Annotated in this window: 10 protein-coding genes and 1 pseudogene; 8 read left to right on the plus strand and 3 right to left on the minus strand. The window is 33.9% G+C overall.

The genetic code is table 11. The annotated features are described in order from the left end of the window. Window positions 1–40: 40 nt before the first annotated feature. Both ACPWTF_RS11175 and ACPWTF_RS11180 read left to right on the plus strand, forming a co-directional pair. Window positions 41–1,785: pseudogene (locus ACPWTF_RS11175) on the plus strand (BatD family protein). A gap of 90 nt (window positions 1,786–1,875) precedes the next feature. Further along, complete coding sequence (locus ACPWTF_RS11180; RefSeq protein WP_427875481.1) at window positions 1,876–2,622, plus strand: tetratricopeptide repeat protein; 747 nt, start codon at window positions 1,876–1,878, stop codon at window positions 2,620–2,622. Window positions 2,623–2,706: 84 nt separating this feature from the next. On the opposite strand, the gene ACPWTF_RS11185 is transcribed toward ACPWTF_RS11180, so the two are convergent. The 3 genes from ACPWTF_RS11185 to ACPWTF_RS11195 form a co-directional block, all read right to left on the minus strand. Further along, window positions 2,707–4,254, minus strand: coding sequence for a vWA domain-containing protein (locus ACPWTF_RS11185; protein ID WP_427875482.1), 1,548 nt, complete (start codon window positions 4,252–4,254; stop codon window positions 2,707–2,709). A 611-nt stretch (window positions 4,255–4,865) separates the two neighbouring features. After that, window positions 4,866–5,435: a 5-formyltetrahydrofolate cyclo-ligase gene (locus tag ACPWTF_RS11190; protein ID WP_427875483.1), complete on the minus strand. Its 570-nt coding sequence runs from the start codon at window positions 5,433–5,435 to the stop codon at window positions 4,866–4,868. Continuing rightward, window positions 5,422–6,399, minus strand: a complete 978-nt coding sequence (locus ACPWTF_RS11195) for a succinylglutamate desuccinylase/aspartoacylase family protein (RefSeq protein ID WP_095928419.1) — start codon at window positions 6,397–6,399, stop codon at window positions 5,422–5,424. Before ACPWTF_RS11195 ends, ACPWTF_RS11190 begins: the two co-directional genes overlap by 14 nt. Before the next feature lie 136 nt (window positions 6,400–6,535). On the opposite strand from ACPWTF_RS11195, the gene uvrC reads away from it, so the two are divergent. The 6 genes from uvrC (at window position 6,536) to ACPWTF_RS11225 (ending at window position 15,381) form a co-directional block, all read left to right on the plus strand. Beyond that, a complete protein-coding gene (gene uvrC / locus ACPWTF_RS11200) occupies window positions 6,536–8,329 on the plus strand; it encodes an excinuclease ABC subunit UvrC (protein WP_427875484.1) in 1,794 nt (597 codons plus the stop codon). Between the two features lie 7 nt (window positions 8,330–8,336). Beyond that, the gene (locus ACPWTF_RS11205) at window positions 8,337–10,607 is read left to right on the plus strand and encodes a patatin-like phospholipase family protein (RefSeq protein ID WP_427875485.1); all 2,271 of its coding nucleotides are present in this window, start codon (window positions 8,337–8,339) and stop codon (window positions 10,605–10,607) included. A 318-nt stretch (window positions 10,608–10,925) separates the two neighbouring features. Beyond that, entirely contained in the window at window positions 10,926–12,083 is a 1,158-nt protein-coding gene (locus ACPWTF_RS11210; RefSeq protein ID WP_427875486.1) for a homogentisate 1,2-dioxygenase, read from the plus strand. Between the two features lie 173 nt (window positions 12,084–12,256). Beyond that, window positions 12,257–13,417, plus strand: coding sequence for a 4-hydroxyphenylpyruvate dioxygenase (gene hppD, locus ACPWTF_RS11215; protein WP_427875487.1), 1,161 nt, complete (start codon window positions 12,257–12,259; stop codon window positions 13,415–13,417). 297 nt (window positions 13,418–13,714) lie between these two features. Beyond that, a complete protein-coding gene (locus tag ACPWTF_RS11220; RefSeq protein ID WP_248728588.1) occupies window positions 13,715–14,485 on the plus strand; it encodes a DUF3108 domain-containing protein in 771 nt (256 codons plus the stop codon). Next, window positions 14,485–15,381, plus strand: coding sequence for a tryptophan 2,3-dioxygenase family protein (locus ACPWTF_RS11225; protein WP_427875488.1), 897 nt, complete (start codon window positions 14,485–14,487; stop codon window positions 15,379–15,381). The genes ACPWTF_RS11220 and ACPWTF_RS11225 overlap by 1 nt, the downstream gene beginning before the upstream one ends. The last annotated feature ends 20 nt before the right edge of the window (window positions 15,382–15,401 follow it).

Genomic DNA, 15,401 nt, shown 5'->3' on the forward strand with positions numbered 1-15,401 from the left:
TTTAAACGATTAAGCATTAAAAACAACGATTAAACAAGTAATGAAAAGATATTTAATTCTATTTCTACTCACTTTTCAAGGACTTATGGCTCAAGTACAGTTTGAAGCCAGAGTCAGCAAAAACTCGCTTGGAATAAATGAAAGACTTCGCATCGACTTCATCATGAATGTTGACGGAGATAATTTCGAGCAACCTTCTTTTGAGGGGTTTAAAATGGTCGCAGCTAACCAAGCCAACAGATTAGTCAGTCTTGGATAAATGGGCGAAGCTCTTTTCAGAAAATATATTCTTATATCTTGCAGCCTGAGAGAAAAGGAGTTGTCACCATTAAGCAGGCCGCAATAGAATTCAACGGTCAGGTTTACAAAACCAATCCGATAAAGGTTACAGTAACCAATGCTGTGGCTCAGGAAAGAGATCCAAATGACAGACCACAAGGGTCTGGAAATGAATTATTGGAACTTGTTGCTGAAATCTCAAAAACAAATCCATACTTAAACGAACCTATTACGGTTGTTTATAAACTGTATTTTAATAACATTGGCGTTACTGGTTTTAAAGAATTAGCAAAACCGAAATACAATGATTTCTGGAATCAGAACATTGATGTCAAACAACTTTCTGTACAACAAGGATCTTATCAAGGTCAGCAGGCGTACTATGTAATCTTAAAAAAGACCATTTTATATCCTCAAAAATCAGGAAGACTTACTATTGAACCTCTTTCATTAGATATTGGCGTGCAATTGCCAACAAATCGTCGTGATATGTTTGGTCAGATGATCATTACAGAAGACAATAAAGTGGTTTCTGCTGGTGCCAAAACTATCAATGTGCGACCGCTTCCTGAAGCCAATAAACCTGAAGGCTTTACTGGTGCTGTCGGAAGATTCAATTTTACTGTCACGCCTTCAAAAACAACGCTTAAAAATGGTGAAGGTCTTGACTTAATAGTAAGTGCTCAGGGAACTGGAAACATGAAGTTATTTACACTTCCAAAACCAGTTGTACCGAACGCATTAGAAATGTATGATCCTGTTCATGATGAAAACGTGACCACTTCTTTGACAGGTATGTCTGGAAGAATTACAGATAAATATACTATTGTACCACAATACAGAGGAAAATATGCCATCAAGCCAATGCAGTTTTCTTATTTTGATTTGAGTACGGGTACTTATAAAACCATCACTTCAAAAGAAATTATGATTGATGTGTTAGACTGACCAACACCTGCAGAAGCAAATACAGGAGCCGCTAAAAATGTTGTGGCCAAAGCAGATCAATTCAAAAATATTAAATCTAGAACAGCATTAATTCCTATTGAGAAAAAAGATTTTTATGATTCGAATCTGTATTTAGGATTATTGTTTGCTCCATTTATCATTATCCCGATAATCATTCTGGCTAGAAAGAAGAAAGAAGCTATGGATAGTGATGTTACTGGAAATAGAATTAGAATGAATAATAAGCTGGCTAAAAAATATTTATCGCAAGCGAAGAAACATCTTAACAACAAGGAGCCTTTCTATATTGCACTTGAAAAAGCAATGCATAATTTCTTGAAAGCAAAACTACATATCGAAACTTCAGAAATGAGCAAAGACAATATAAGAGAATTGCTGTTATCTAGAAATGCAAATCCAGAAACGGTTCAGAATTTTATTGCTTTGACTGAAAACTGCGAATTTGCCCGTTATGCACCAGCATCGAGCGCTTCAATTCAGCAGGATTATGATAAGGCTGTATTGATTATTTCTGAATTAGAAAAACAGATTGTTTAATTTTTTTTACCGCAAAGTTCGCTAAGAAAATTGATTTAGATTGAGTCGAATTTAAGTTCGCAAAGTTGATAATCTTTATTATAATAGAAAATGAAAAACATACTATATCTCTTTTTATTCATCTCGCAGGTTTTCTTTGCGCAAGGTCGCTTTGAATCGGCCAATGCATTGTACCAAAAAGGGCAATATAAAGAAGCTGCGCAGGTTTATGAAAATATCATAAAAGAAGATAAATTACATTCTGCCGAAGTGTATTTTAATCTTGGAAATTGTTATTACAAACTAAATCAAGTTGCTCCTTCGATTTATAATTATGAAAAGGCTTTGGTTCTTAAACCAAACGACCCGGAGACGTTAAACAACTTAAAATTTGCCAAAAAACTAACGATTGATGAAATCAAAGAAGTTCCAAAAGTAGGTTTTGCCAAACTGATTCAGAACTTTACTTCTATTTTTGATTATAATACTTGGGCTAAAATTTCTGTTGCGCTCGGTTTTGTGTTTTTGTTGAGTTTTATTGGATATTATTTTTCGAACGCTACACTTGCAAAAAGAATTTATTTTGTCGGAATGTTTATTATTTTGGTCGCTTTTGCTTTAAGCATCTCAGCGGGAATGTCTGAAAAAAATCATTTTGAAAACGACCGTGTAGCCATTGTTTTTTCTGAATTAAGCCAAGTTAGACATGAGCCTAAAAAATCTTCAACTGGAATTATTTTATTGCATGAAGGAGCAAAAGTTTATGTTTTAGAAAGTATTGCAGGCTGGAAAAAAATCGAATTGACAGACGGAACTCAAGGCTGGATTGATTCTTCAACCATAAAAGAAGTAAAATAAGGTTTTAAAAATATTTAAATAAAAAATTCCAAATTCCAATTTTAAGTTGGAGTTTGGAATTTTTCTTTTTTTGGAATTAAATGATTAATTCACAGCATCAACCAATCGTATAAACTCAGATCTGTAACCTTCTTCGTCGTTTGACAAACCCAATTTTGCCAATCTTTTAATATCAGAACTTGAACTGTTTGCTATATATTTTGAATCGCGTAATTTTAATCCAAACCAAGAAACCGCAGTTGTAAATTTGAAATCTTGAGAACTGTTTTCTAAGTCCGTTTTTTGGTCTGCAATTACATTTACGATTTCAATACTTTTGTTGCCATCAGGTTTTTTATATCTAAATTTTACTGTAGCTAATTCATCACTATGATTTCCAGCCACTTTCTGCGTTTTAGTATATTTTAAATCTGAAGGAACATAATCACTTTCTACACCAATCGGAACAATCTCATACAAAGCCGTAACCGAGTGTCCGCTGCCTAATTCGCCTGCATCAATTTTATCATTTTTAAAATCTTCAGCATTTAATTTTCGGTTTTCATAACCAATCAATCGATACGCCTGAACGTGATTCGGATTAAACTCGATTTGGATTTTTACATCTTTCGCGATAGCAAACATAGAACCTTTAAATTCTTTTCCAAGAAAACGATTTGCCTCTTGAATGTTATCAATGTAAGCGTAATTTCCGTTTCCTTTATCGGCAAGAATTTCCATTTTACTGTCTTTGTAATTTCCCATTCCAAATCCAAGAACGGTTAAGAAAACTCCAGATTCTCTTTTTTGTTCAATCAATTTCAGCATATCATCATCTGAAGAAGCGCCAACATTAAAATCACCATCTGTAGCTATTACCACTCTATTATTGCCCTCTTTAATAAAATTCTGCTGTGCCAATTTGTAAGCTAATTCGATTCCTTCTCCTCCTGCTGTACTTCCACCTGCATATAAATCATCAAAAGCATCCATAATTTCGTCTTTATTATCTCCTGAAGTTGGTTCTAAAACCACTCCCGCAGATCCTGCATAAACTACAATCGAAACTTTATCAATGCTTCTCAGTTCTTTTACCAAAACTTTCATCGATTCTTTCAACAATGGCAATTTATTCTGTTCATCCATTGAACCCGAAACATCAACCAAAAAAACTAAATTAGTAGCGGGCAGGTTCGCCATCGGAATGTCTTTTCCTTGCAAACCAATCTTTAGTAATCGGCTGTTTTTATTCCAAGGACAATCACTGTATTCTGTATTAATAGAAAACGGATGCTGACCCTCTGGCTGTGGATATTTGTATTTAAAGAAGTTAATCATCTCTTCCACACGAACGGCATCTTTAGGAACTTTTTGCCCTTCGTTTATAAATCGGCGGATATTGGTATAGGATGCATTATCAACATCAATAGAAAAAGTAGAAAGAGGCTCTTTTAGGGGAGATTCAAAAGGATTTTCTTCCAATCCTGCGTAGCTTTCTGTATTTGGTTCAATGTACATTTCCTCTGGAATTGCATCTGTTACAGCCGCAGCAGAATCAACTGTCTCGTAACTTTGATCTGGTGCATACGCTTTCTTACAGCTGAAAATAGTAAGTACAAGGAATGCCATCATAAAGAAATTAAGATTTCTCATAAAGTAAATTTTTAAAAATTAATAAAAGGTTATAGGCTTCAAATAAGGACTAGCATTCCGGATGTACTAGAGGCGATTATTTGCATTTTTTCGAGTAAGCAAAATCGTGCCAAAAAATTTAAAAATCCTTTTCTTACGTAAAAATAAAATGAGAAACCTTGATTTTAAAGGGATTTGGTGTAGAATATTTTTTTTGTGAAATGCGAATATTTTTTTTGCCACTGATTAAATAGATTAAATAGATTAATCTTTTTGAATCCTCTAATCTGTGGCATTATTTTTTTGCATCCAATTAATCAGCAAACATTGTGTTAGACGCACTGCGGTGCGTCTCTACAATAAAATGGGTGTAAAAAATTAAATGTGTGTTTTTTTGCCATAGATTAAAATGATTAAATAGATTAATCTTTTTGAATCCTCTAATCTGTGGCATTATTTTTTTGCATCCAATTAATCAGCAAACATTGTGTTAGACGCACTGCGGTGCGTCTCTACAATAAAATGAGGTATAAAAAATTAAATGTGTGTTCTTTTGCCACAGATCAAAATGATTAAATGGATTAATCTTTTATAATCCTTTAATCTGTGGCATTATTTTTTTTGCAATTAAATTAAAACTGATAAATCTTTTCTGGCGTTACGCAATAATCCAACTTGATATCCGATTCAAAAACATCATCAATCTGGTTTACGGCTTCAAAAAATGAAAGTCCAATTTTTAAAGTTTCGGGTTTGCATTCGGCAAGGAATTTATCGTAAAAACCTTTTCCGTAACCAATTCTATTTCCAAAAACATCAAAAGCTAAAAGTGGTACAAAAACAACTTCAACTTTAGAAGATGGAACTTCAATTCCATCAACAGGTTCAGGAATGTTGTATTCGTTCTTTTTGATTTTAGTATTATCCGTTAAAAGAAAATGAGTCATTTTTCTGGTTTCGAAATCACTTTTAGAAATCAGGATTTCTTTGTCTTTTCCAGAAAGCAAATGTAGAACAAATTCGGTATTGACTTCTTTATGCTCTTCAATCGGAAGAAAAACATGATAATAAATTTTATCCCAAATTGGCATTTGAATCAATTGGTTTGCAATTGCCAAGCTCTTCTCTTCTACTTCATCAAAAGAAAGTGCTTTACGGAAATTTTTATATTCTATTCGAAGTTCTTTTTTACTCGTCGGCATTGTCTGGAGTTTTAGATAAATGATAAATAGCATCGCCTTCATAAACAATTGGCGAATGATTCGCATTGATTACATAACCATCGTGCGGCGCTTTGATTTTTTGTTCAAACTTCCCAAACGGATCTGTAATAATAGCCAAGATAGTGCCTTTGGTTACAAATTTTCCGATCAAGTTAAAATCATGAAGCAAACCCGAACATTTTGCTCGAAGCCAAACCGATTGTTTAATGTAAATTGAGGGTGTTAAGGCAGGTTCCATAATTTGCTTAGAATCTAACATTCCCAGATAATGGAGCAAACGTTTTGTTCCTAAAACACCTTGATTTGCAATTTCATTATTGATATCTAAAGATTTTCCACCTTCAAAAAGAAGCATTTTTACATTGGCACTTTCAGAGGTTTTTCTAAAAGAACCATTTATATTTTTAGAATAAAGTGTAAATGGCGCATTAAAAATATCGGCCAAAACTTTAAGTTCAGGATTGTTTTCTGTGATTCTAATTTGTGGCGCGTTAAATCGGCTTGCTCCTCCCGCATGAAAATCGACTGCATAATCCAAAATTGGTAAAATTTCTTCGACAATATGATAGGCAAATCTGCTGGCAAGCGAACCTTTTTTACTTCCTGGAAAAACACGATTCAAGTCGCGCCCGTCTGGAAACTCGCGAGATTTATTCACAAAACCATACATATTAATCACCGGAATGCAGATTATTGTACCGCGTGCAGGTCTGTTGATTTTTTTACTGATAATCTGACGAACAATTTCAACACCGTTAATTTCGTCTCCGTGTATTCCGGCAGAAAATAAAACAGTCGGACCTTCGTTCTTGGAACGACGAACAATAACAGGAATATTTAGTTTTGTTGTAGTATGAAGCCGAGCAATTTCGACGTTTATCGTTCTGTGTTCTCCCGGCAAAATCGATTCGCCAAAAATAACCAATGGAGTACTATTTTTCATGTAGAATTATAAAATCTAAATATAGAAATTATTCTTTTGATTTTGTAAATTTGAAACTAATTCAATGTTAAGCTTCATTTGGAAATCGGAATGGTTTTTGAAAAAGCTTTTCGAGTATCTTCACACATAAAAAAGAATGCAAAAACCAGCCTTAGATCTTCAAATTTTAACTTTACCAGACAATCCTGGCGTCTATCAGTATTATGATAAAGACGGGAAAATCTTGTATGTCGGCAAAGCTAAAAATTTAAAAAAAAGGGTTTCTTCTTATTTCAATAAAATTCACGATACTGCCAAGACAAATGTACTGGTAAAAAAAATCGTAACGATAAAACACATCGTAGTTCCAACCGAAACCGATGCGCTTTTATTAGAAAACAATTTAATTAAAACACTTCAGCCGAGATACAATGTTTTGCTTCGTGATGACAAAACGTATCCGTGGATTTGTATCAAAAAAGAACCTTTTTCGAGAATATTTTCAACTCGAAACATGGTCAAGGACGGCTCTGAATATTTTGGTTCCTACACCAGTTTCAAAACAGTACATACTATTTTAGATTTAATCAAAGAATTATATCCGCTACGAACTTGCAATTATGATTTGAGCGCATCTAATATTAATTCGGGAAAATTTAAAGTTTGTCTGGAATATCATATTGGCAATTGCAAAGGCCATTGCGAAGGTTTGGAACCTTTGGAAGAATACCAAAGACAAGTCAATGCAATTCGTGAAATCCTGAAAGGAAATTTTAAAGAAAGTTTAAAGGATTTCAAGAAACTGATGAACACTTATGCGCAGAATTTACAGTTTGAAGAAGCGCAAAAAATAAAAGAAAAGATTGAAGTTTTAGAGAATTATCAATCCAGATCTACTATTATCAATCCGAAGATTACCAATATTGATGTTTTCTCTATTATTTCTGACGAAAGTGCGGCTTATGTCAACTTCCTTCAGATTTCTCATGGTTCAATTATTCGTTCGCACACTTTAGAAATGAAGAAAAAGCTGGATGAAAGTGATGAAGAATTATTAGAATTGGCGATTATAGAACTTCGCGAGCGTTTTCAGCTATTATCAAAAGAAATCATTGTTCCTTTTGAAATGGATTTGGGCGAAAACATTAAAATAACTGTTCCTCAGCTTGGAGACAAAAAACAGATTTTAGATTTGTCAATTCGAAATGCTAAATTTTATCGAATCGAACAATTAAAGCAATTACAGATTGTAGATCCAGATCGTCATGTGAACAGAATTATGGCGCAGATGCAGAAAGATTTACGTCTTCCTGTTGAACCAAGACATATAGAATGTTTTGATAACTCGAACATTCAGGGAACAAATCCTGTTGCGGCCTGCGTTGTTTTTAAAGACGGAAAACCAAGCAAAAAAGATTATCGCCATTTTAACGTTAAAACTGTTGAAGGCCCCGACGATTTTGCTTCGATGACCGAAATTGTTTATCGCCGTTACAAAAGATTATTAGACGAAAATCAGCCTTTGCCTCAGCTAATAATCATTGACGGTGGAAAAGGACAATTATCATCGGCTTTGAAAAGTATTGATGAATTAGGTTTGCGCGGTAAAATTGCCATTATCGGAATTGCAAAACGTTTGGAAGAACTTTTTTATCCAGGCGATTCGATTCCATTATATTTAGACAAAAAATCAGAAACCTTAAAAGTGATTCAACAGTTACGAAACGAAGCGCACCGATTTGGAATTACTTTTCACAGAGACAAGCGAAGCAAATCGGCACTTAATTCTTCTGTTGAAAGCATTCCTGGAATTGGCGAAAAAACTATGCTTGCTTTAATTCAGCATTTTAAAAGTGTTAAAAGATTAAAATTGGCTACAGAAAAAGAAATTTCAGACGTTATAGGTGTTTCTAAAGCCAAAAAAATTGTCGACTTTTACAAAACCAATTAAAGTTTTTATGCGTTCATTCCAACTGTACATTTCAAAAATTTGTTTCAAAGGAGCTTCTTCGTGCGCATTCTCATTTGTTTTATTGCTGACCTTTTTGTTTTCGTCAAAATCATTTTCGCAGGAAACAAAAAAAGATAGTGTCAAAAGACCCAAAATAGGATTAGTTTTAAGTGGCGGCGGCGCTAAAGGTTTTGCACATATTGGAGTTTTGAAAGTTTTGGAAGAAGCTGGAATCAAAATTGACTACATTGGCGGAACCAGTATGGGCTCTGTAATTGGCGGACTTTATGCTTCTGGTTACAATGCTTCTCAAATTGATTCTATTTTCAAACAAACCAATTTTGACGAATTAATAAACGATTATATTCCGCGTTCTTCTAAGAATTTTTATGGCAAGAAGAATGACGAGTTATATGCGATTGTCTTGCCTTTCAGTAATTTCAGAGTCGGCATTCCAGAAGCACTTTCAAAAGGAATGTACAATTATAATTTATTAAGCAGTTTAACTAGAAATGTACGTCACGTTCGCGATTTCAACAAACTGCCAACTCCTTTTTTATGTATTGGAACTAACATTGAAACAGGTGAAGAAGTTTTGCTAAATAAAGGAAATCTGGTTCAGGCCATGATGGCGAGTTCGGCTTTCCCTTCCCTATTTACACCAGTTGAAATTGACGGAAATTTGTTGGTTGATGGTGGCGTAGTCAATAATTATCCCATACAAGAAGTTCGCAATCTCGGCGCTGATATTATTATTGGCGTAGATGTTCAAGATGATTTGCTGAAAAGAAAAAACCTGAAAAACGCCACACGAATCTTGGTTCAGATTACAAATCTGCAATCCATCGAAAAAATGAAAAGCAAGATAAAGGACACAGATGTTTACATCAGACCCGATATTCGTGATTTTGGAGTTATCTCGTTTGACCGAGGAGAAGAAATCATTAGAAAAGGAGAAGAAGCCGCTTTTGCAGTTTATGAAAAAATCAAGACTCTGAGTGATGAAAATCACTTTTACAAAAAGCCAAAATTAAAAGTTGAAACAGACACACTTCATATTCAAGACATAAATACTGATAAATTAGATAATTACACCAAAGAATATATTCGCGGTAAACTTCGTTTTAAACCAGGAAGCACCATAACTTATGATGGACTTAAAGCTGGGATAAACAACTTAAATGCAACACAAAACTTTAGCACTATCTCCTATTGCCTTCAGCCAGATGGAGATAAGGACGATTTGGATTTGGTTTTAAGAGAAAATCCAACTCAGACGTATCTAAAACTTGGACTTCATTATGATGGTCTTTACAAAAGTGCAGTTTTATTAAACCTAACTCATAAAAAAACTTTTTTAAAAAACGACGTTACTTCTTTAGATATAATTTTGGGTGATAATTTCAGATATGATTTTAATTATTATGTCGAAAATGGTTTTAACATCAGTTTTGGCTTCCGTTCGAGACTAAATCAATTTAATAGAAATGTAACAACTAGTTTGAGTGGTGTTCTTAAAGAGAATCCAAATTTCAACCTTATTAATGTTGACTTCATGGATATAACCAATCAGGCTTATTTTCAGACTATTTTTGTCCAGAAATTTTTAATGGGCGGTGGATTAGAATATAAGTATCTAAAAATTAATTCCCCAACACTTACCAACGAAGATAACATAATTGAAAAAAGCAATTATTTTAGTGCTTTTGCCTATTTAAAGTACGATTCGCTAGATGAAAAATATTACCCGAGTTCTGGATTATATTTTTCTACAGATCTGCAAACCTATATGGCATCATCAGATTATACAAAGCAATTTAAACCTTTCTCGATTGCGAAAGCCGAAATATCAGTTGTTAGACCGCTATTTAGAAAAGCAACTATAAAATTTGGAGCCGATGCTGGTTTTAATATTGGCAGCGACAGTGTTCCGTTTTTTGATTTTATATTTGGTGGTTATGGCTACAACAAAATAAACAATTTCAATTATTTCTACGGATACGATTTTCTAAGCATTGCCGGCAACAGTTACATTAAAACTGATATTAATATTGATTACGAAATCTTCAAAAAAAACCACATCAATGTATCTGCAAATTTTGCCAACTTAGGAGATGATATTTTTTCTTCTGTAGATTGGGTCTCTATGCCAAAGTATACAGGATATGCCATTGGTTATGGTTTAGAAACCATCATTGGGCCTATAGAAGTAAAACAATCTTGGTCTCCAGAAATGTCAAAAAGCTTTACGTGGTTTAGTATCGGGTTTCAATTTTAGTATTATAACCGAGAATACTTCAATAAAAACAGTGTATTTTTTTACATCATAAAAATTAAATCAAAAAAACTAAGTTATTTTATAGTTATAAATAATATAATTTTTATTTTTACTCCGAAAAAATTACGACATTTGTTATAATGAAAACAAATTGGACAGGTTTATTAGAGTATCTTCAATTTCTTATTAAGAGAAATCCAGAATAATGCTTCTATCGAATTGATATAGTTAGTCAATTGAAAAAAATTAGACTAATTATTCACTCTGCAATTCAAATTTTCGAATTATCTAATTTACTAATTATCTAATTGAAAAGCCATGCCATTATATCACAAACTCGGAGAATTTCCGCAAAAGCGACACACCCAATTTGAAAAACCAAACGGAGGTTTTTACTATGAACAATTGTTCGGAACCGAAGGTTTTCACGGGCATTCGTCGCTATCTTATCACGTACACAGACCAACTCAGGTTAAAGAAATTTTAAACTCTTATTCGGTTGAACCTAAAATTGCAATCGGAAAAAATATAAAATCGCTTCTTTTTAAAGGTTTTGAATTGAAACCTGAAAACGACTTTTTAGACAGCCGAAAAGCAATGCTTGTCAATAAAGACTGCATTATTGGTTTGGCTGCGCCGAAAGAATCGCTTCGTAATTATTTTTATAAAAATGCCGATGCTGATGAAATGCTTTTCATTCATAGAGGAAAAGGAAAGTTAAGAACCATGTTAGGAAATATTCCGTTTGAATATGGCGACTATTTAATTATTCCGCGCGGTATTATTTATCAGATCGATTTCGAAACAGAAGATAACCGATTATTTTATGTAGAATCTTATTCTCCTTTTTATACTCCAAAACGTTATAAAAACCAATCTGGACAGCATCTAGAACATTCTCCGTTTTGTGAGCGTGATTTTATTTTGCCAAGCGAATTGGAAACTCATGACGAAAATGGCGATTTTTTAATTAAAATCAAAAAGGAAGGAATGATTCATGAAGTGGTTTACGCCACACATCCGTTTGACGTTGTAGGCTGGGACGGCTACAATTTTCCATACGGATTTTCAATTCATAACTTTGAACCTATAACTGGACGCGTACACCAACCACCTCCAGTACATCAAACTTTTGAAACGGCAACTTTTGTCGTTTGTTCATTCTGCCCAAGACTTTACGATTATCATCCGAAAGCAATTCCGGCGCCATACAATCACAGTAATATAGATTCTGACGAAGTTCTATATTATGTAGACGGCGATTTTATGAGCCGTAATAATATTGAGCAAGGCCATATTACTTTACACCCAAAAGGAATTCCGCATGGACCAGCGCCAGGCGCAATGGAACGAAGTATTGGCCATAAAGAAACTCAGGAATTAGCCGTTATGGTGGATACTTTCCGTCCATTAATGGTTACTGAAGAAGCTATGGGGCTTGATGATGGACAGTACTATAAATCTTGGGTTGAATAAATTTCACTTTCGATCTAACCGCAAAGTTCGCAAGGATTTTACGCAAAGATCGCTATAAAAAACTTTGCGAACCTTGCGATTTACTTAGTGCCTTTGCGGTAAAAAAACAAATTTTAAACACAACATTTCGGAAAAATCAATTAAACGATTAACCGATTAAACAAATAAACATCATGTCAAAAGAAGTAAAATCAGTAGAATACGGATTAGAGAAAATATTTGAAGGAGCGCAAGATTTCCTTCCATTATTAGGAACAGATTATGTAGAATTTTATGTGGGGAATGCCAAACAAGCTGCACATTATTATAAATCTGCATTTGGATATCAATCTTTGGCTTACGCAGGATTAGAAACTGGAGTAAGAGATAGAGCGTCTTATGTTTTAAAACAAGATAAAATCAGAATTGTTTTGACAACGCCTTTAACAGCTGATTCTCCAATAAACGAGCATTTAAAAAAACATGGTGACGGTGTAAAAGTGGCTGCTCTTTGGGTTGAAGACGCTACAAAATCGTATGAAGAAACCATGAAACGTGGTGCGCGTTCTTTTATGGAACCAACTGTTGAAGAAGATGAATTTGGACAAGTGGTTCGTTCTGGAATTTATACTTACGGAGAGACAGTTCACATTTTTGTAGAAAGAAAAAATTATAATGGTGTTTTCTTGCCAGGTTATAAAGAATGGAAATCTGACTTTAACCCAGAATCAACTGGATTAAAATACATCGACCACATGGTTGGAAATGTAGGTTGGAACGAAATGAATACTTGGGTAAAATTCTACGAAGAAGTTATGGGATTCGTGAATTTCCTATCTTTTGACGACAAACAAATTACTACAGAATATTCTGCTTTGATGAGTAAAGTAATGTCTAATGGAAACGGAAGAATTAAATTTCCAATCAACGAACCGGCAGAAGGAAAGAAAAAATCGCAGATCGAAGAATATTTAGATTTTTACGGCGAACCTGGAATTCAGCATATCGCCATTGCCACAGACGATATTATTAAAACAGTTTCACAACTTAGAGCACGTGGTGTTGAATTTTTATCAGCTCCGCCACACGCATATTACGAAGCAATTCCTGAAAGATTGGGGGTTCATATGGACATGATGAAAGAGGATTTGAACGAAATCGAAAAATTAGCAATCATGGTCGATGCCGACGAAGATGGTTACCTTTTACAAATTTTTACAAAGCCAGTTCAAGACAGACCGACGCTTTTCTTCGAAATTATTCAAAGAATGGGTGCAAAAGGGTTCGGTGCAGGTAACTTTAAAGCCCTTTTTGAGTCTATCGAAAGAGAGCAAGAATTGAGAGGAACGCTATAAAATGTTAATTTTTATGCACAAAATCACATAATTCGCCAAAAAACGATGCTTTTTTTGCAAATGTTATGTTAAACTTGACTTTTGCTATTTTATTTTTGAACTTTCTATCTATCTTTGCACCGCAAATCAGGAAGGGGTGGTTTCCTTCCGAATTGATATAAATTTCATAATTTATAGTTTTTTGGTTAGTTAATAGCATAAAAACTCAGTCATTTTTGACTGAGTTTTTTTGTTTTGGTACATTTGGAATAGAATTTGCATTTGTCTATCTTTATAATAAAATGTAAAGAATGTACTATGAAAAAGCTCATCCTCACTATATTAGCACTAACAACACTCTCATTTGCGCCTCAAAAAGAAGATGCCTTCGATACTGGAGAATATTTCAAATTTAGAATACATTACGGAATTGTAAATGCGGGCTATGCTACACTTGAAGTTAAAGATGCCACGATAAACAACAAAAAGGTATATCACTCTGTTGGAAAGGGTTACACAACTGGAATGTCTAAATTTTTCTTTAAAGTAGAAGATTTATACGAAAGTTATTTCGACAAAGAAACAGGAAAACCCTATCGTTATGTTAGAAAAATTGACGAAGGTGGCTACACCAAAAATCAAGAAGGTTTTTTCAATCAAGCAGAAAATAGAGTTTTAGTAAAAGACTATAAAAGAAAATCAGAAAAAACGATTCTAGTATCAGAAGATGTGCAAGATATTGTTTCGGCCTTTTACTTTTTGAGAAACCATCCCAATATCGATAAACTTAAATCAGGCGAAGCCATTACAATCGATATGTTTTTTGATGAAGAAATCACAAAATTTAAGTTAAAATTTGTAGGCCGTCAAGATATTACGACTAAATTTGGAACCGTTTCTACAATGGTCTTTAAGCCATTGGTACAAACAGGTAGAGTATTTAAAGAAAAAGAGAGCTTAACACTCTGGATAACAGATGATGTAAACAAAGTTCCCATAAGAATTAAAGCAGATTTGGCCGTCGGATCGCTTAAGGCAGATCTTGATGATTATAAAGGATTAAAAAGTCCACTTAAAGTAAAAAAATAATGAACCCTACAGATAATTCTGAAGCACTTTTAAAAGAAATTGATCTTAAATTTCAAGCCATAAATCAAAAAACTGATGTTCAATTAGAAGGATTGCTTTGGGCTAAACCTATCACATATTGGGATTATATTCAGACCGATGCCCTTTTAAATCTGCAAATTCAACGCACCACACTTCCTGACGAAATGGTATTTATAATGTACCATCAGGTAAACGAATTGATTTTTAAAATGATTCTGTGGGAGATTGATCAGATTGCCGAAACAGAAAATATTCAAGTTGATTTTTTTAGCGAAAGACTATCAAGAATCACAAGATATTTTGACATGCTTACCAACTCTTTCAGTATTATGGAAAATGGTATGGAAGTAGATCAATACATGAAATTTAGAAATACGCTTACTCCTGCCAGCGGATTCCAAAGCGCTCAATATAGAATGATCGAATTTGCTTCTACTGATGTGATCAATTTGACAGACCGCAGATACAAAGCAAACTTTGACGAAAATACCGATTTAGAAACTAGCTTTGAACATCTTTATTGGCAAGCTGCCGGAAAAGATTATCATACTGGCGAAAAATCATATTTGCTAAATGAGTTTGAGAAAAAGTACAAAGAGCAGTTTTTAAGACAAATGGCTTCTTTTAAAACTAAAAACCTTTGGCAAAAATTCATCCAATTACCTATTGAAGACCAACAAAATACAGAACTAATTGCAGCAATGCGCCATTATGACAAAACGGTAAACATTACTTGGGTAATGCAGCACCTTAATACGGCTAGAAAATACATTTTGGAGAGCGGAAAAGGTAACGGAGAAGCTACTGGAGGAAGTGATTGGCAAAAATATATGCACCCAAAATACCAAAGACGCATCTTTTTTCCTAAATTGTGAACCGAAGAAGAATTGTCCAA

Source organism: Flavobacterium sp. MMS24-S5, assembly GCF_050320125.1.
GTDB lineage: Bacteria > Bacteroidota > Bacteroidia > Flavobacteriales > Flavobacteriaceae > Flavobacterium > Flavobacterium tyrosinilyticum.